This is a genomic window from Flavobacterium sp., assembly GCF_027484945.1.
Lineage (GTDB): Bacteria > Bacteroidota > Bacteroidia > Flavobacteriales > Flavobacteriaceae > Flavobacterium.
In genome coordinates this window covers 22,700-42,489 of record NZ_JAIXRZ010000063.1, presented here as the reverse complement: position 1 = coordinate 42,489, position 19,790 = coordinate 22,700, and the positions used below count along the sequence as shown (strand labels likewise).

The following is a 19,790-nucleotide window of genomic DNA, read 5'->3' as shown; positions in this document are numbered from 1 at the left end:
ATTAACAAGGGTAAATTTAGTAATTTTTATTTCTTAAAAAAACTTAAAAGGTATTAATTACAGCTGCAATACGCTCACGGTCTTCATCGGTTAAATTCGAACCTGACGGCAAACACAAACCTTTGACAAATAAATCTTCGGCTACTGTATTCCCATAATAGGGAGCTTCTTGAAACACCGGTTGTAAATGCATCGGTTTCCACAAAGGTCGGGATTCAATATTTTCTTTTTCCAAAGCTAATCGTAAATCTTCTCTTGATTTACCATTGTTGAATTCAGGATTTACTATAATTGCCGACAACCAATGGTTTGAAAAATAGGAAGCACTAGGTTCACATAATACACTTATCCCTTTTTTATCGGCAAATAAATTGACATAAAATTCATGCATTTCCCTTCGTTTTTGAATATGTGCATTCAAAACTTCCATTTGCCCGCGACCGATACCCGCACAGATGTTACTCAATCGGTAGTTATACCCTATATGACTGTGTTCATAATGTGGCGCTTGATCGCGTGCTTGGGTTGCTAAAAAAACCGTTTTTTCTTTAACCGTTTGGCTCGAACATACCAAAGCTCCACCCCCAGAAGTGGTAATAATTTTATTTCCATTAAACGATAATACACCAAAATCTCCAAAAGTACCACAAAATTTACCGTTATAATGACTTCCTAAAGCCTCCGCGCTATCTTCGATTAGAGGTACCTCATATTTTTTTGCCAATGCGACTATTGCATCCACTTGAAATGGCATTCCATACAAATGGACCGCAATAATGGCTTTCGGCTTCTTTCCTTTGGCAATACGATCCACAAGTGCGTTTTCTAACGCTACTGGACAGATATTCCAGGTTGTAGGTTCAGAATCAACAAATATAGGCGTTGCACCAAGATAGACAATAGGATTGGCAGATGCCGAAAAAGTCATCGATTGACAAATCACCTCATCACCTGCTTTTACTCCTGCTAGAATTAAAGCTAAGTGTAAAGCCGCTGTCCCTGAACTCAATGCTGCAACGGCATGTGTATTGCCTAAATATTGTTCCAGATCCGACTCAAATCCGGTTACATTTGGACCCAATGGGGCAACCCAATTGGTGGCAAATGCCTCATTTACATACTGCTGTTCGTTGCCACCCATGTGGGGTGAAGACAACCAAATTTTTGACTTAGACATGCGCTTCATTGTATTTAATTATTTTGCCCGGATTACCAACTACGACCGCATAATCGGGTACATCGCGAAGTATTACCGCACCTGCTCCTATGGTACACCATTGACCAATCGTTACACCTTGAATAACACAAGCCCCTATCCCAACATGAGTCCCTGTGCCAATAGTAACATTGCCCGCTAAAGAAACCCCGGGCGAAATATGGACAAAATCCCCAATCACACAATCATGATCCAAAGTCGCCCCAGTATTGACAATGCTATGTACACCTACTCGCGTATCCGTATTGATAACAGAACCCGCCATAACCACACTCCCCTCACCTAAAAATGACTGAGGAGAAACAATCGCTTGAGGATGAATGGCCGTTAAAAAAGGACCTGCATACCGTTGGGCTAAAGCCGCTCTAATGGCATTATTCCCAATAGAAAAAACCATTACATAGTTTTCTTCCCAATCAACAGTATCTGTAGTCACAACAGATATGCCATGAATATGTGGGAATTTAGGATTGTCGTCACAAATACGATCTATCGAAACCCCTTGGGCTTGGAGAATATCCAATACCACTTTTCCATGCCCGCTGGCCCCATATAAAAGTACTTTAGTTTCCATTAAACGGTTCTATTGTTGAAGAATCGGCTGCATTGATACCTTCACTGATGAGTACTTTTTTAACTGTTTTAAAAAGAATTTTCAAATCCAAAATAAAGGAAATATGATCAACATACCAAACATCATATTCAAATTTCTTATCCCAAGCTATCGCATTTCGCCCATTGACTTGCGCCCAACCCGTGATACCCGGTTTTACTTCGTGGCGACGGTTTTGAAACTCACTATACAAATGCATATAATGCGTCAATAAAGGGCGGGGACCTACAAAGCTCATATCACCCTTTAGTACATTAATTAATTGTGGAATTTCGTCTAACGAAGCTTTACGCACAAAAGAACCAACCTTAGTTAATCGCACGGCATCGGGCAACAACTTGCCTTCCGCATCTTTTCGGTCGTTCATGGTTTTGAACTTGATTATACTAAATATTTTACCCTTTCGCCCCGGACGTTTTTGAATAAAAAATGGATTTCCTTGATTAGCATAGGTCAATAACAGCATAACCAAAAGGAAAACCGGAAGTGGCAATAGCAAACCCAAGAAAGCAAAGAGAACATCAAAAAAGGGCTTAATTTGTAGTTTATATACGTTTTTCATCAATACATTTTTTGTAAAATTCCAAAAGAGCATTCCAGACTATCGCATTGGTGTATTTGGCACAAATTTTCACCCTGGCTTGTTGTCCTAATTGATATAAAAATACGGGATCTTTAATCAAATTCTCCATAGCCAATTGCAACCCTTTTTTATCTTTTAATTGAACCACTAGTCCGTTGATATTGGTTTCTATTACCTCATTGCAACCAGGAATATCGGTAACAACACATGGGAGTTCCATAGCACCTGCTTGAAGTACTACATTAGGAAAACCTTCTCTATAACTTGGCAAAATTAATGCATCGCTCATTTTTAAAAAAGGACGAATATCTTCTTTAAAACCTACATGGATAATTCTCGAATCGTTTTCAATTGCATGAATTGTTGACTCAGGTAGCGGATCTAGATTGGGTTCAAATGGGCCTACAAGAAGCAAATGCACCTTGGAATGCAGCTTTGATACATTTAAAAAAGCGTCAATTAACTCTACTATTCCTTTATCTACAACTAATCGGCCAACAAAAACAAAAACAAAATCTGTATTATTATATGAATACAATTCACGTAACTCTTTACGAGAAGAAAGCACTGCATCGGGCGAAAAAAAAGCTGTATTTACACCATTTACATTTCCATTGGCTAAAACCTGTAGCGTCTTATAGGTAATTTTATTTATTTGTAATTGTGCTTTAACTCCTTCACCTTCAGGAATGATATGTGTTGCCATAGCACAAGTTATCCGATCCATTTGTTTTAAAATAAAATGTAACATTCCTGTACGATACGGAAAAATTAATCCCGTAAAGGTATGTATACGAATAGGGACTCCTGCTAATCGCGCGGCAATCATTGACAATAAGCCAGCCTTGGGTGTTATAGAATGTACTATTTGTGGCTTTTCTTTTTTAAATAAAAAATATAACCGAATAAGGGCAATGACATCTTTTTTTAGATTGATAGCCCGCTCCATTGCAAGAGGCACTGTGCGTACTCCTTCGCGCTGGGCAACTTTTTCTAAATGATGATCGCTTCCAGAAACAGCAACTACTTCGTGAAATTGTGATAAATACTTCAATTGTCCTTCCAAAAGTAGGTCAAGCGAGAGCGGTACTGTTGCGGTTCGGATGATTTTTAACATCTAATTCTCAATTGAAAATAATCTTGAAATATTTCCTTTTACAAACACAAGGAGTAAAAATAAAGGAAAGAAAATCAACAATAACTTAAACACAAATTTTTTACGATCATAAATGGAATTATATACATACCACATTCCTTGAATTTTCAATTTATTTTTCCAAAAAACACAGTCCGCTATTGGACTATTCATTTTAAACAATTGAAAAAATAAAGTCACAACTAAAAAATTTAACCGCTCTAAATAAAACGCTTTTTGACTTTCATTCTGCGTTTGTTCAACTACTTTAAAATCAGAATTTATAATACTTATCACTTCAAAAATATCATGAAGCATTTTTTGCTTTTTGGACACCTCTTTATTTCGCGTAATTGAATTAGCCGATTGAACAAATTCTGCACCTATTAATGAAGTAGCATAAACCTTTTCTGCTTTGATAAATATACGCGTATTAAACTCATAATCTTCGATAAAAATTCTTTCTAAAAAAAACAATTGATTTTCGAGTAAAAAAGATCTCTTGTACAATTTATTACAAGCAGAATTCATATATCGAATGGATTTATAATAGCTTAAACCATCCAGCACCTGAGAGGAATGGTTTTTGTATTCATAAATAACGTGACCCGCTATTGAAACTCCTCGTGCACCAAATTCTAAAACATCCAGATTAAATTGTGAAGCCAAATCGAATAGGGTATTCAGGGAATTTTCAATTAAAAAATCATCGGCGTCCAAAAAACAAATATATGTACCTCTAGCTACTTTAATACCGGTATTTCTTGCACCACCTAATCCTTTATTCTCTTGATGAATTACAATACAATTGGTTCTTTTTGAAGCCAATGATAACGCCAAATCATACGTAGAATCATTGGATCCATCATCAATAATTATTACTTCAAATTGGTGTTCTTCTAATTTTTGTGCGTAAGCGGTTGAAATTGTATTTTCAAGTATTTTAACTGCATTAAAAGCGGGAACTATAATACTTAATTTCATAGGGTTATTTATTTGCTACAAAAACATTCAACACAAATCCAATTACAACATAAAGAAATGTAAAAACATTTAATACAACTTGTTGCCGTTTAAAGACACTGTACTTCAAAAAGGGGTAAAAAATAACCAACCCCATCATAAACCAGGAAAGATAGGCAAATCGATTTGAAAAATTCACTTTAATAATTAAAATCCAAAAAGCATTCAACATTAAATACATCCGCACTATTGATGAATAATAAGTATCGTTTAATTTTTTTATGTAGATAAAATAATAGGCAACCAAAATAGGAATTGCACTGTAAATAATAAAATCCAAACGAAAACTTGTATCTAATTTGGTTAACTCATTTAATTTCTCAAAATCATCAAAATAAATTTCAACGCGATTATCTTCAAATAAATTAAATCCCAAAAATAAATTTTTAAAAAAGTCACCACTCACGAAAGAAATCGGAATTGAAATTAACCAAAAAAAGAAAAAGTAAAGCGTGTTTTTAATGAATTTTACCAAATAATAAACAACAATTACCAGTAATATTGAACTGTGCATTGAATAAGCCAATAGAAAAAAAATAATTTTCCAATATTCTTTTTTTAACGAAAGTGCATAAATAAAAAGAGAAGTTGAAATTCCATTTCGAATTCCGTTTACACCATACGCCCAAAAAGAAAAAGAAGCTACTAAGGCTAAAAAAAAGTAAAACCAGAGATTTCCAAATAATTTTTTTGACGCAAAATAAAGTGGTAAAGTATAAATAATCGTGCATCCAAAAAAGAAAAAAGTAGCATTTTTAAATGTACTAAAAAACCGTAACAAGGCTTCAAATCCAAACTCAAACGAACGGGATAATTTATTTGAATAAAATAATTCTTTTAAGTGAATATTGTACATTACCATATCTCCAAAAAGATAACTTAAGGGACGTAATCCAATATACAATACCGTAAAAAACAACAGAAAGAATCCCCAAAAAGAAATTCCTTTGACTTTTTCATTCGAATTACTTGTTAAAAAAGATGGCGTTAAACCTATAAATAAAAGGGTTATAAAAAAAACGAGCGAATAATATTCAATAGGGATAATACTTTTCAATTTGCTACATTTTCTTGTTATAAGTTAAACCAAAAAGGACAACCAAAGCAGTTGATTGACATATCTTTTACCACTCCAAAAGTACAACAATTAGTTAAGTTCTTATAACTTAATACCGTTATTAGTCTTTAAAATAATTCGCTGCAACTTGATTCAAATCAAATTTTTTTAATAAATCTTTTTGCACATGTTGAAAATCATCATTGGTTTTATATCCTTCAATAACCCGCAATAAGGCATTAGAGAATGTATACTCCTCTTGAATGTAGTCATCGGAATTGGGTATGTTAAATTGACCTTTAAAAAAAGAAGGCGTAATAATACCTGTTTCTGTTTCAAAAAAGCCCTCCTCAGTAATCAAAGGAGATGATGAAGTCATTAATTCAATAATTCCATCGGTACAATTTGAGGTTACTACTGGGATTCCCAAAGCAATTGCCTCTACAATTACATTTGGAGTTCCTTCATAATAAGAAGTTAAAGCAACAACATCGGAGCGTTTAAGATACTTGTAAGGATTATCGCGTCTCCCTAAAAATAATACTTTGTTTTCGAGTTGAAAATGATTGACCAAATGATTACAATAGGCCTGAACCGATGGATCTCCATCTCCAACAAAAACTAAAGTAACCTTTTCTAAATGTTTAGATAAAATTGAAAACGATTTAATCAAGTGCCATGGTGCTTTCTGAAGGGAAATTCTACCCAAAAATAAAATTGTTTTGCCTTCAAAATACATCTCCTCAAACGACTCTAAAGGTTGAATTGCTTTTTGACGAATTAATTCAATATCGTGAGGGTTATAAATTACTTTAAGTTTATCATGAAATTTAAAATTGCATTTATCGATTAAATCGTACCGTATCGATTTACTAATACAAACCACTTTATTAAACTTATTATACGAAGTGCGATAAGCTAATTTATACACCGTATTGATATAAGAAGGATTAAGAAATTCAACACTCTTAAGTGCATGAATACTTGCAACCTTATATTCATTTGTAAATGTTAACGAACTAAATAAATTAGCCATATCACCGAAAGCAATTGAATGGGTAATCGCTTCTTGTTTGAGAATTCTTCTTAAATGGATAGGAGCTTGAAGGTAAAAAAGCAAGCGACCTACTTTAGACATTTCAATAAAATCACATTCACTTAAAGCATATTCATCCTCTCCAAACTGAACTAAATCGGTATCCAGTTTTATGATCTTTATTACTTTAACGGTATAATTTAAATTTTTATAATGCGAATATAAATAAGCAACTAATCGCTCAATTCCACCAACACCTCCGTAAGGCATTATTAATGCAACTCTTTTCATCAGATAAGTTCTTTAAAAAGCATTTCCCACTCTTGAATAATTGGCTCAGGCAAAAAACGTCGAACATTATTTCTTGCGTTTTGTCCCATTTGTATTCGTAATTCCTCATTAGCGATTAATTTTTGTATTGCGGCAGACAATTCTAAATTATTGTCATTTTCAACCAAAAAACCATCCTCATCATGCCTAATGATATCCTTTGGTCCGTGCGGACAATCAAATGAAACACAAGGTAAACCGCATGCCATAGCCTCAATTAACACCATGCCGAATCCTTCAAACCGTGAAGACAAAACAAAAAGCGAAGCGTTAAGATACTTTTCTTGAATAGACGAAGTAGGATCATAAAAAGCAACTGTTGTTTCAATTTTCAAAGTACAAGCTAAGGATTCTAAATTTTCCTCGGGTGCTTTTTTACCATAAATCTCTAATTTCCAATCGGGATATTTTTTTACAACAGCGGCCCAAGCATCTAATAAACGATCATACCCTTTTTGAAAACTTTGTTTCCCAACAGCAATTACTTTTTTTTCAATTAATTGAGCGCTTTTTTCTGGATAAAAGGAAAGGGGATTAGCAATAACTCGCACATTTTTCATTTTCCATTCTTCACAATTGGAAGCTGTAAGTACAACAAAACGATCAAAACGTTTTCCTAACTGTTCCATAATAAAGAATTTAAATCGAACCCTAATACGTTTAAGTAATGAAGGATTTAATCCCAATTCAATTACTTTAGAAACATGCCGTTCATAAACCATAGGCACCTTTTTGGGAAGTAATAGCGGTAAAAAAAAGCCTTTTAATCCATCATCACAAACCAAAATCAAATCGGGTTGAATTCGATTTACTAATTTTCGCAGTCCCATAGCATAACTCCAAAAATATTTTATCGCATTGCCTTTCACAACAACATCATGCAAATGAATTAACGGACTAAATGTATAAAAAGGGACAGCTCCATTATGATTTAACACCACAATATGTACTTCATAGCGTTTCGAATCGGCAAATGCAGACGCTTTAATTGACAATACGCGCTCTAGTCCTGCGGGATCTTTTATTCCGTTGGTGATGTAGAGAAGTCTTTTCATTGGGCTAATTGCGATTAATTTTTGAACGAATTACATCATAAAAATGTGTAATAACATGTACAATAAATTGTATTTCATCTGACTTACGAAAGACTAGATACAATAAGATATTGGATACCACTAAATACACAATTACTTTTAAAAGTAAAACCCCACTATTGATTTCTATAATTGATGCATTAGCATAAAACATTACAAGCGATAATAAACATAAAAAAAGTAAATACCCGAGGTATCTAGAAAAATACCTAGCAGCAGATAATTGCAATGCTTTCTTGAATACAATATATGGATCATACCAACTATTGGTAAGTAATCTTGCCAAAGCAAGCGACAACAATATACCTGTTAGACCAAACCAATAACCCAAAACAAATGAAAATACAATATTTAAAAATGCAGTAAGCAAAATCAACCAACGACCATATTTAAAAAGCCCTAAGGTTGATTTATAAGTCCAAACGGCATTTTGCATACCAACCATATAAAAATTTAAGGCAATAACAATAACAGTTGAAAAGGGCAATACAAATTTTTGCCCTACCCAAAGTGTGATGAAATCATTGATAAAAAGTAGTACTCCAACCGCTGCGATTCCATAAATCCAAAAATTGGTAAAATTGATAATAAAAAATATTTGTCGCTTTTTTTCAATCGATTCTTTTACATTAACATGCGCTATACTACTGGTTAAACTTGAAAAAATTTGCGCAATTATTCCTGTTATTAACCCGATTAACAACACATAATTAGATAATAAACCGATTGCGATTAAACCCGAAAAATAATTTAGCACTAAATTGGTAGAATTATTGACTAAAAGTCCACCTACTTTCGTAATGGCAGTTGACTTTAAATTGGAATAAATTTCACTTTTTATTGTTGGATTTAATTCTGAATTTGGAAAATGATTTAAAAATGGATAATGTTTGTTTACTAATTGGGATAAATAAATATTACCCAAAAGTTGGCAAAGTATTTGGATAATTAAATAAGCAATAAAATTTTGAAAAAAAAGCAACGAAATAATTTGTAGTGCAGTTTGAATGATTGAGATTATAATATTCCGCCCGGAAATAAGATAACTTTTTTGATCGGCATGAAACAAACTTAATTTATAATAGAAAAAATAAGAAGCTACTGTATTGAAAAGGAATAAAAAATAAATTAACGTTAAATCATCGGCTAATGCTTTAGGTGGATTTTTAACAATACTCTGTAAAAAAGGAAAAATTAGTAAGCCCAATATTGCAACTGCTAACGCTATTTTTAAATAAACTTTTCTAAAAAAATTCATTAATACCGCTATTTGCTCTTCATTATTTTCGGCTAATGGCTTATAAAGCGCATATAAAATGGCACTCGTAATTCCCAATTCAGCCAATGACAACAATGTTAAAATACTGGAAAACAGAGCATTTACCCCTAAATATTCAACGGCTAAATAGCGAATAAAAACCGTACGACTGACAAAGCCTAACAACATTTGGACAACTTGAGTCAAAAGTCCAAATGAAACATTTTTAATCGATTTATGTACCCGAGATTCTAACATTATAGTCCTTTTGTTAATCTAAAAACACTACGTAATGCAAATCCTTGTGTGAAGGGTAAAATATCAAATTCTTGTGAATGTACTCCAATTCCTTTTGTGTCTCCTTGAGAAAAATCAATAGATCCATTGCGACGGGTTACTTTCATTAAATAATGAATCGCCTTATTGCAAACACTTTTACTATTTTCTGAAATTGATTCAATACTTGCTGCATTGGTAAAAAACCATAAAAGAGTAGCTGTAGTTGAAGAGTCGGGGCGCGCTTCTTTACTGCTCACAATCCAATTCCAACTACCATCAGGATTTTGAAATTGTGCTGCCATCTGAGAAAAATCAACTACACATTTAGTCAATATCTTTTTTTGACTATGATTATTAGGTAATGCCAACCATGCATCAATGAGACCAATTGCGTACCATCCGAGCCCTCTCCCCCAACCAAATAATCCTACCGCATGTTTTGATTTTAAATGATACGTATGGCAGGGTATAAATTTATCAGGATACATACCATATTGATTAAAGGCAGTAATTTGATTAATTGCTAAATCAATTGCATTTTCATTATTAAATTGTAGACCATATTTTACTAAAAAAGGACATATAAATCCAATAGTATCAACATAGCGATAATCGGGCATTGATTTTCGATATTTTACTGTACCGTCTTCACCTAATAAATCTTGGATAAGTACCCAAATAGTGTCGTATGCAGGTTTGTTCTTGTTTGGATCAATCCATTCAATACTTAAAAAAGCATACGCCAAAATAGCTGCATCTATTTCTTTTGGAGCTGATTTCCAATTACCTGACGCATCAATTTTAGAATCAAAAAAAGCAGTAATACTTGATTTTGTGTTGCATTCAGATTTATGTTTAGCATAAGGTAAAAGACCTAATACTAATGCCGCTTCTTGCCAATATTGAATAGCGTCACGTTTGTAATTTCCTTTAATGATATCAATTATAATTAGTCGAGAATTATCGGTCAATTTAATTGTTGGGGTATGTTTTAGCCATTTAAGTGTGCGCTTCAAAACTTTATTCTCCCATGAATCTACAGTTGAATACCGTCCAATCTTTATGCGAGCTTGCCAAGTATTGAAATGCATAATTCCATCAGGCAATAAAAGGAAAAGCACAACAATCAAAACGCAAAATCCATAAGCCATATTAAAATCCATACAAAAAATATTAAACTATATAACCCTGTTTTTGATGAAGGGTTTGTGCCATTTGCTCTTTCATTTCTGGAGTGATTCCATTTTGGATTAACCATGAACTATCATAGCAAATTGATTGACTTATCATTTGTTCATGTTTACACATAAATTCTTGAACTGTCATCAGATGCCGCGCAGGATTACCTCCAACCACTGAATTTGGAGGTACCGACTTAACTACTACACTACCAGCAGCAACGATTGAATTTTGACCAATTGTAACTCCAGGCATTATGATAGCTCTTGCTCCTATAAAAGTATTATCTTCAAGAACAACTTTACCAATTTTTGTCTTTCCAAGCGTTCTTTTCATACTTGCATCATGTGCTAACAAATATACTTCAGGAGCCAAAGTGACATTATTTCCAATTTCTATAAGCCAACAATGTGAGTGGTCAATTAATAAACCTGGATTGATATCACAATTTTTTCCAATTTTCATACCCGCTTTAAGGTAATCCTCCAACCAGTATTCTTCGTTTAAAAACTTTCTAAATCGCGCCCTAAGAAAATTAAATAATCGCATAAATACTTTTTAAAAATTAAGATTCACTATCAATTAGTGTATAAAAATTCTCTATTTCGTTTTCTGTTCCATAAAAACTAGAGGCGAGTTGTTTTTGAAATTGCATTCGAATTGAGGTATCTGAAACTAATCGCACTATAGATGCTGCTATATCATCCACTTTCATTGAACAAATATAGCCATTTTTCTCATGTTCAATATGGTGTGTAGCCGTATTGAAGTCGGTTAAAAGAATTGCTTTATTTAAAATCTTTGCTTCTTGAATTACGATACCATACCCTTCAAATCGTGCAGTATGTAAAAATAAATCTGCCTTTTTTAAATACGAATAATGATTTTCCTTAATTCCAAGAAAAAAAATACGATGACCTAGTCCCAAAGTAGCTATTTTTTCTTGCAACTCTCTTTTTTCTTGCCCTTCCCCTAAAATTATCCAATTAAAACTAGCTTTTTGCATCGCTATTTGCATGGCTTCTAAGGCCAAATCATATCCTTTTTGATAGGCTAATCGTCCAATAGAAATAACTGAAAATCCATCTGGAAAATCAGCAACCTGCTCATTCGCAAGTGATTGAATAGAGTCGGTGGAAATAATACTTTGTATTATTTTAAATTTATGTTGAAAATTTGGAAATTGATGAACTATTATGTCCCAACTTGGTTTTGAATCTACCACAATAAAATCCAATACTTCAAAATAGTTTTTATCTACTGAGGGATCCATTTTTAATTTGACATAGTCATTTAGAACATATCCAATTTTACGTTTGGCTGTAACTTTATCAACACAGAAATAATTGGGCGTTTTTTCTAAGTAACCGATTGCTACATCATACTCCTTAGTGAGTCGTTTTAAAGCATAGCGAAGTATTTTCCAAGATTTTTGTTCCGCTCGTGCACTGTTTTTATCAAGTAAATAATACAATGAAACAAGTACTCGAAGAAAAAGTATACGAATTCCATTTTTGTTAAAACACGATTTAACAACTTCCGAAAAAGGCATATCAAAATACTTGTAATAGTGGGGTTCTTCTAATAAATTTACGGCTTTAGGTATTTGATTTAGAAAAATTCCTCGATGTTGAAATAAGAATAAATCAACCGAGTACTTTCTGTAATCAATAGTTTGTAGTAATGAAATTAATGATTTTTCTGCCCCGCCACAACGCAGATCATTCATGATAAAAAGTAAATTCTTTTTAGAATTAGTCATTTAACAATTGATAAAATTTTTCAATTTCACTTAATGTCCCGTATTCACTTTTATTCAAATTTACAATTAAATGTTGCTGTAACTGCACATCATTAAGCAAATTAAAAATCATATTGGCTAATGCTATTGAATTCATTTCAGAAATTAAACCATTATGTTCGTGCTGGATTTGGTCTTTTGCAGTTGGGAAATTTGTAATAACAATAGGCTTTCCTAATATCTTAGCTTCATCAATAGCAATCGATTTTCCTTCATAAATTGAGGGCTGTACATAACAAGTTGCAGCCTTTATATACGAATATGGATTTTCTTTTAATCCCAATAAAACAAAAACATTTTCAAGTTTGTTTTCTTTGATAATCTGCTCAATTCGGTTCCGTTCTTGACCATCACCAATAACATACCATTTAAAATCAAGTCCTAATTTTAGCAAGGCTAAGGAGGTTTCAACTGCTAATTCAATCCCCTTTTCCTTACTTAAACGTGCTACGGTTAAAATAGTAAACTGAGCACGCTCATAGGCAGCATCAGTAAGTGGATGTTGGGCTAATTCATTAATTAAATCAGGTGAAACTAAATTGTAAATACACTTAATTTTTGATTGAATTTCTGGGAAAACCGTATGTAAGTCAGCGCTACACTCCTCAGAAACCGTGACTAAGAAATCTAATTTTTTAAAAAAATCAAGATCAAAGCTCCTTTGCATTCCCGACTTTGAATAATTTGTATGAATCCATCCAATCGTTTTTGTTGAACGAACTTTTTCAATTGCAAAATATATTGAAGTCTTCTCCAAAGCACCAATTGCAACATCATAAGTTTGAGGGCTTATTGGTATCGAGGATTTTATATATCGCCAGGTATTTTGTTCGGCCTTAGAAACATTACTTTCAATTTTATTTTTAAAAAAAAATAACAATCGATTAATGACTAAATTCAGTTTTCCTTTTTTTATGAATGAAATTATCGAACGCACTAATGGTTTTGAAAAATCAACATAGTCGCCCTCTAATGTTAGTATTGAAACGCTTTGCGGCACTAATGAAAGAAATAATCCTTTTTTATGAAAAACCAATAAATCAACTTCATACAACGAATAATCAATTGTATTCAATAGTGTGATTAGACTTTTTTCGGCTCCACCGGCATCTAGGCTAGGAATTACAAAAAGGAGTTTTTTTTTCATAGTATTTCCCTCAAGAGTTCACCCGCTTTGAATGCCATTTTTTGTATTTCAGGAATACGATTGTTTAAAATTGTTTTTATTTCTATTTCATCGCGTAATAACGCATCACATGTTGTACACATTTTACTTGAATCTGACAACTCATTCAATCCCAGAACCAATCGTTCATAGCCAAATAAATCTTTTGCAATTCCTTTTGATTTAACACTATATCCCAGAACCATTGTTGGAACATAATTAGAATAGGCGGCTATAGTTGCATGAGTTCTTGCCCCAATAAAAAATCGCATTCTTGCAATATACCCTTTATATTGTAGTGCGTTTAAGTTATTAGGCAAAAGGATAATTCGCGGATCATCAGAAAAGAGTTCTTTGAGTTCTTTTAACATTAAATAATCATCATTATCGGGTAAGATAACATGAGGTGTTAAACAAATGGTCATTTCTGTTGTAGCAAGCAAATGATTAATTAATGTAACTACTGCGTCTTTTGAATTTGGGTTCATTTTCCATACAAGTGGACTGTAATTAAATCCGATTGTATTTCCAATTTGCCATCCTTCTGGGAGGGGCAATTCTTCTTTTTGCATAATAAAAGCTCCATCGGCACACAATTGAACCTTCGTGATTCCTTTGCTTTTTAAAATTTCATACGTTAAAGACTCGCGAACCAATAATAAATCAAACTGTTTTAAATCATTAATTTTTGCTTCAGAAAGATCTTCCTCCCCAATTGAAGCTCCCCATAAAACTAATTTTTTACCCGCAGATTTAATATATCGATCAATTACATAGACCCACGGTTGTTCCCCATAGCAATAATTATCTCCTCCGACCGAAAGAAATACATCATGATTAGGAACGAGATCGATTAACTTTTTATTGATTACTTTATGCGCATAGTCTTCATTACCCATAAATTTCACATAAAAAAAACTAATAAGCCAATGCCAAGTAAATCTTTTGATTGGCTTCCATGAGGTATCATAAATAGTATTAATTCCATCAAAATGTTGATCCGACTCAGGATCAAAAGAAGCTATATTAATTACTGCTTGAGGCATCGCTTTTTTAATTATGGGAATTGCTGCGCGAATAATAGCTTCACACCCCCTATTTTTACTTCCTCCGTGGAAAAATAAAAGTATTTTCATAGTATATACCGATTTCTAAAATTGCTGTACTTTACCAAAATAAAAATTGGAATTAGCAATTTGTACTGCATGCAAATTAACATTATTTTTTGAAATACACCGCGATTTGAAAAATCCTTTGCAGAGCTTGATTTCCATAGGACTTCTAACTCTTTATGATAGAGCATTTTTCTAACATACTGATATTTTTTTAGGAAAGTTAATCCATTATTATTACTGAAGTAAATCATAACATTTGAATAAACTTTATCCAATAGACGTATGTTCTTTAAGGAATTAATTTCGCCATCACTTAAGTTAATTTGAAGTTCACTTTTATAATCCAAGTGATAGATTTCCAAATCTTTTGAGAAATAATCCTTTTGCAACAAATTTCGTGTGGCACTCCCCGTTACCGCTCTATATCGATAACCACAAAATGGAACATACATTACATTATTTGCATAACTTATAACTTGTCTGCTAAAAAAACCATCCTCTCCCAATGCCATTCCCAAAGGAAACAAAAGTGTATTATGAGAAATTATTTCACGCTTTATCAATTTTGTACAAACAGAATTTAAACCATCTTCAGAAATCATGTAGGGCAAAATATTTTTCTGAATATATTCGCGGTCCAAAATTTGATTTTCTAGAAAAGGAAAATTAATTGTAGTCCATAAACCCTCTTGCTCTTGTGTTAATGATGTAAAAACAACATCGGCTTTAAAAGTAATCGCGTTATGAAACAAATGTTCAAAATAATCTAGAGTTATGGTATCATCGGCGTCTACAAATCCAACATAATCACCTTTCGCGATCTTTATTCCCGCATTTCTAGCAGCACTAACTCCCTTATTTTCTTGGTGAATTAGAACAATACGGCTATCCGTTTTTTTATAACTTTCAAGTATTCTTTCACTACCATCTGTTGAACCATCATTGATAAATATAAACTCACAAGACGATAATGATTGTGCCAATAGCGATTCAATACATGCCGAAATATAGTATTCTGAATTATAAACAGGTATAATCACCGATATTAAAACCATATAATTCAATTTTAAATTATATTAAATATACATTTAGCGGGAACTTTACTCGTTTAAATTTATAACCATTTGTGCTTTATCACAAGTAATTAATTGTGTAATTTGAATTTGATTTTTTACTGGTATTGTTGCTCGTAATATTTTTGGTAATTACCTGAGGTCACATTATGCAACCACGCTGTATTTTGTAAAAACCAATCGACCGTTTGCTCTAATCCTTCTTCAAAAGTTACCGATGGTTTCCATCCCAGTTCTGAATTAATCTTTGAAGCATCGATAGCATAGCGCAAATCATGTCCGGGTCGGTCTTTCACAAATGTTATTAAGGCCGCAGATTCACCCGCTGCTCGTCCTAATTTACGGTCCATAATTTGACATAACAAACGAACCAAATCGATATTTTGCCATTCGTTAAAGCCCCCAATATTATAGGTTTCATGATTTTTCCCTTCATGAAATACCAAATCTATCGCGATTGCATGGTCAATTACATACAACCAATCCCGCGTATACTTACCGTCACCATAAATTGGTAATGGTTTTTTTTCAATGATATTATTAATACACAAAGGAATTAATTTTTCTGGAAAATGATTGGGTCCATAGTTATTGGAACAATTGGTGATCACATATGGTAATCCATACGTTTCACCATAAGCGCGAACAAAATGATCCGAACTTGCTTTGGATGCCGAGTAGGGCGAATTGGGATCATAAGCCGTAGTTTCCGTAAAAAACCCTGTTTGACCAAGCGAACCATAAACCTCATCGGTAGAAACATGGTAAAACCGTTTACCTTCATAGTTTCCATTCCAAATCATTTTTGCCGCATTTAGAAGCGTCATGGTACCCATTACATTTGTGCGAACAAAAGCCAGAGGATCGGTAATTGATCGGTCGACATGTGATTCTGCAGCCAAATGAATAACCCCATCAAATTGGTGTTCTATAAACAAATTTTGAATAAAATGTGCATCGGTAATATCCCCTTTAACAAAGGAATAATTGGAAGCTTTTTCTATATCGCTAATATTTTCCAAGTTGCCGGCATAAGTAAGCGCATCTAAATTAAAAATTTGATACTCGGGATAGCGAGTTACCATTCTGCGCACTACATGCGAACCAATAAATCCGGCACCACCGGTGATTAAAATTTTTTTCATCTTATAATTTACCATCTATGGGGCAAGTCAATACCCCTTTAACATCATATACAACAGATTTTGGATTTTTCAAAATTTCCAAATCCAAATCCAAAAACTCTTTATGCGCTACCCCCAAAACCAGCACATCATAACGCTCTTTGGGTAATTGATTAACAGTTGCTAATCCATATTCATGCATAACTTCTGAAGGATTTGCCCAAGGATCATAGATAGAAACATTTACGCCATAATCCTTTAAAGCATTAATAACATCAACGATTTTTGTATTGCGAACATCGGGACAATTTTCTTTAAACGTTATCCCTAGCATTAAAAGACGGGAATTATCTACTGGTATACGTTTTTTTATCATCAATTTGATAATACGAGAAGCCACATATTCACCCATACTATCGTTCAAACGGCGACCTGCCAAAATAATTTCGGGGTGATAACCGGTTTCTTGTGCTTTTTGAGCCAAATAATATGGGTCAACACCTATGCAATGACCGCCTACTAAACCGGGTTTAAAATTTAGAAAGTTCCATTTAGTTCCGGCAGCTGCTAAAACAGCCTGAGTATCAATATCCAAAAGATTAAAAATTTTGGCCAATTCATTGACAAAAGCAATATTAATGTCGCGTTGCGCATTTTCAATCACTTTTGCGGCTTCTGCCACTTTAATCGATGGAGCTAAATGGGTTCCTGCAACTATAACTGATTTATATAACGCATCCACTTTAACACCTATTTCAGGGGTAGAACCTGAGGTGATTTTGAGAATTTTTTCTACCGTATGTTCTTTATCCCCTGGATTAATTCGCTCCGGTGAATATCCGGCGAAAAAATCGTGATTAAATTTTAAACCGCTTACCCGTTCCAAAACCGGAACACATTCATCTTCTGTCAATCCAGGATAAACTGTAGATTCATAAATAACGATATCTCCTTTTTTTAAAACTTTACCTACCGTTTCACTCGATTTATACAACGGGGTAAGATCGGGGCGGTTATTCTTATCTACAGGTGTTGGTACGGTAATAATATAATAATTGCATTGCCGCAAATCGTCTAAATTTGAACTACAAATCAATCCATTATTGCCATTAAAGTCATCTACTAAAACTTGATGGAGTTGCTCTGAACTAATTTCAAGCGTAAAATCATTACCCTTATTTAGTGCTTCAACACGCTGCTGATTGATATCAAATCCAACTACGGGGTATTTTGTAGCAAATAAACGTGCTAAAGGAAGCCCCACATAACCTAAACCAATAACTCCTACTTTTATATCCATTGGTGTAAAATTTACGATCCGATTCCTTGATAGTGAAATCCAATTGACTTTAATTGATCGCCCTCTAATAAATTTCGGCCATCAAAAATGAAGGCAGGTTTTAACATTCCGTCATAAATCTTTTGCCAATCATAGGTTGTAAACTCATCCCATTCTGTTAAAACAGCAATGGCATGTGCCCCTTTGCAAGCCTCATAAGGATTAGTATAAGAATGGATGTTTTGTTTATTTTCATCACTAGTACGCGACTCTAAATAATCCACATCATTCAGGATTTGTTGCAGATTTACTTTTGGATCATACACTGCGATAGTTGCTTGTTCATTTATCAAATCATCGGCTACATAAATGGCTGCTGATTCACGCGTATCGTTTGTATCTTTCTTAAAAGCCCACCCTAAGAAAGCAATTTTTTTTCCGGCAATTGTATTGTACAATGTACTTACAATATTTCGAGCAAAACGACGCTTTTGATGATCATTCATAATAATCACTTGTTCCCAATAATCGGCAACTTCATTTAATCCGAATGACTTGGCAATATAAACCAAATTTAAAATATCTTTTTGAAAACAAGAACCGCCAAAACCAACGGAGGCTTTTAAAAATTTAGAACCGATTCGACTATCCATTCCAATTGCACGGGCTACTTCACTTACATCAGCTCCTGTTTTTTCACATAATTCTGACATTGCATTAATAGACGAAACCCGTTGTGCTAAAAAAGCATTAGCCGTTAATTTAGACAACTCTGACGACCAAACATTGGTAGTTAAAATACGATCTGTAGGTACCCAATTTGCATATACATCGACCAATGATTGAATTGCTTTTTGTCCTAACGCATCGGTTCCGCCACCAATTAATACGCGATCAGGATGCAATAAATCGGCTACAGCGGTACCCTCTGCCAAAAATTCAGGATTGGATAAAATTTGGAACTGCACTCCATTACCCGTATGATCTAAAATACTTTTAATAGCTTCAGCTGTTCGAACAGGCAAGGTTGATTTTTCAACTACTATTTTATCGGTAGTAGAAACGCGGGCTATTTGACGGGCGCATAATTCAATATATTTCAAATCGGCCGCCATCCCTTTTCCTGAACCATAGGTTTTGGTTGGGGTATTTACCGAAATAAAAATCATTTGCGCTTCATCAATCGCTTGATCTACTTCGGTTGAAAAAAATAAATTTTTCCCACGGGATTGTGCTACAATAGCACCTAAACCCGGTTCATAAACCGGAATATTATCTACATCAGCATCATTCCATCGCGCTATCCGTGCTTCATTTAAATCAACAACGGTTACTTTAATATGTGGACATTTATTGGCGATAACTGCCATTGTAGGTCCACCCACATATCCGGCACCAATACAACAAATATTTGTAATCTTCATTTGGTC

General features: G+C 33.7%; 18 protein-coding genes. All 18 read right to left on the bottom strand.

Annotation, left to right across the window (positions count from 1 at the left end; all coding sequences use genetic code 11):
• Positions 1-43 precede the first annotated feature (43 nt).
• The 18 genes from Q0039_RS09045 to Q0039_RS08960 all read right to left on the bottom strand — a co-directional run bounded on the left by Q0039_RS09045 (position 44) and on the right by Q0039_RS08960 (position 19,784).
• A complete protein-coding gene (locus tag Q0039_RS09045; RefSeq protein ID WP_297511863.1) occupies positions 44-1,177 on the bottom strand; it encodes an aminotransferase class I/II-fold pyridoxal phosphate-dependent enzyme in 1,134 nt (377 codons plus the stop codon).
• A complete protein-coding gene (locus Q0039_RS09040; RefSeq protein ID WP_297511861.1) occupies positions 1,170-1,790 on the bottom strand; it encodes an acetyltransferase in 621 nt (206 codons plus the stop codon). The genes Q0039_RS09045 and Q0039_RS09040 overlap by 8 nt, the downstream gene beginning before the upstream one ends.
• Positions 1,780-2,391 (bottom strand): sugar transferase, encoded by a 612-nt coding sequence (locus Q0039_RS09035; RefSeq protein ID WP_297511859.1) that lies wholly within the window; start codon positions 2,389-2,391, stop codon positions 1,780-1,782. The genes Q0039_RS09040 and Q0039_RS09035 overlap by 11 nt, the downstream gene beginning before the upstream one ends.
• Complete coding sequence (locus tag Q0039_RS09030; protein WP_297511857.1) at positions 2,375-3,529, bottom strand: glycosyltransferase family 4 protein; 1,155 nt, start codon at positions 3,527-3,529, stop codon at positions 2,375-2,377. Before Q0039_RS09030 ends, Q0039_RS09035 begins: the two co-directional genes overlap by 17 nt.
• Positions 3,530-4,531, bottom strand: a complete 1,002-nt coding sequence (locus Q0039_RS09025; RefSeq protein WP_297511855.1) for a glycosyltransferase — start codon at positions 4,529-4,531, stop codon at positions 3,530-3,532.
• Between the two features lie 4 nt (positions 4,532-4,535).
• On the bottom strand, positions 4,536-5,627 hold the full coding sequence (locus Q0039_RS09020) for an EpsG family protein (protein ID WP_297511854.1): 1,092 nt from the start codon (positions 5,625-5,627) through the stop codon (positions 4,536-4,538).
• A gap of 121 nt (positions 5,628-5,748) precedes the next feature.
• Positions 5,749-6,954 (bottom strand): glycosyltransferase, encoded by a 1,206-nt coding sequence (locus Q0039_RS09015; protein ID WP_297511853.1) that lies wholly within the window; start codon positions 6,952-6,954, stop codon positions 5,749-5,751.
• Positions 6,954-8,048 (bottom strand): glycosyltransferase family 4 protein, encoded by a 1,095-nt coding sequence (locus Q0039_RS09010; protein ID WP_297511851.1) that lies wholly within the window; start codon positions 8,046-8,048, stop codon positions 6,954-6,956. Before Q0039_RS09010 ends, Q0039_RS09015 begins: the two co-directional genes overlap by 1 nt.
• Before the next feature lie 4 nt (positions 8,049-8,052).
• On the bottom strand, positions 8,053-9,603 hold the full coding sequence (locus Q0039_RS09005; RefSeq protein ID WP_297511849.1) for an oligosaccharide flippase family protein: 1,551 nt from the start codon (positions 9,601-9,603) through the stop codon (positions 8,053-8,055).
• Positions 9,603-10,787, bottom strand: coding sequence for a glycoside hydrolase family 88 protein (locus tag Q0039_RS09000; RefSeq protein WP_297511847.1), 1,185 nt, complete (start codon positions 10,785-10,787; stop codon positions 9,603-9,605). Before Q0039_RS09000 ends, Q0039_RS09005 begins: the two co-directional genes overlap by 1 nt.
• A gap of 10 nt (positions 10,788-10,797) precedes the next feature.
• Positions 10,798-11,352, bottom strand: a complete 555-nt coding sequence (locus Q0039_RS08995) for an acyltransferase (RefSeq protein WP_297511844.1) — start codon at positions 11,350-11,352, stop codon at positions 10,798-10,800.
• Positions 11,353-11,368: 16 nt separating this feature from the next.
• A complete protein-coding gene (locus tag Q0039_RS08990; protein WP_297511842.1) occupies positions 11,369-12,565 on the bottom strand; it encodes a glycosyltransferase in 1,197 nt (398 codons plus the stop codon).
• A complete protein-coding gene (locus Q0039_RS08985) occupies positions 12,558-13,751 on the bottom strand; it encodes a glycosyltransferase (RefSeq protein ID WP_297511840.1) in 1,194 nt (397 codons plus the stop codon). The genes Q0039_RS08990 and Q0039_RS08985 overlap by 8 nt, the downstream gene beginning before the upstream one ends.
• Positions 13,748-14,905 carry a polysaccharide pyruvyl transferase family protein gene (locus tag Q0039_RS08980; protein ID WP_297511838.1) on the bottom strand — a complete coding sequence of 386 codons (1,158 nt, stop codon included), beginning with the start codon at positions 14,903-14,905 and terminating at the stop codon, positions 13,748-13,750. The genes Q0039_RS08985 and Q0039_RS08980 overlap by 4 nt, the downstream gene beginning before the upstream one ends.
• A complete protein-coding gene (locus Q0039_RS08975) occupies positions 14,902-15,939 on the bottom strand; it encodes a glycosyltransferase (RefSeq protein WP_297511836.1) in 1,038 nt (345 codons plus the stop codon). Before Q0039_RS08975 ends, Q0039_RS08980 begins: the two co-directional genes overlap by 4 nt.
• A 116-nt stretch (positions 15,940-16,055) precedes the next feature.
• Positions 16,056-17,102: a dTDP-glucose 4,6-dehydratase gene (rfbB, locus tag Q0039_RS08970; protein WP_297511834.1), complete on the bottom strand. Its 1,047-nt coding sequence runs from the start codon at positions 17,100-17,102 to the stop codon at positions 16,056-16,058.
• 1 nt (position 17,103) lies between these two features.
• Positions 17,104-18,381: a nucleotide sugar dehydrogenase gene (locus Q0039_RS08965; protein ID WP_297511832.1), complete on the bottom strand. Its 1,278-nt coding sequence runs from the start codon at positions 18,379-18,381 to the stop codon at positions 17,104-17,106.
• An 11-nt stretch (positions 18,382-18,392) separates the two neighbouring features.
• Positions 18,393-19,784, bottom strand: coding sequence for a UDP-glucose 6-dehydrogenase (locus Q0039_RS08960; RefSeq protein ID WP_297511830.1), 1,392 nt, complete (start codon positions 19,782-19,784; stop codon positions 18,393-18,395).
• Positions 19,785-19,790 lie beyond the last annotated feature (6 nt).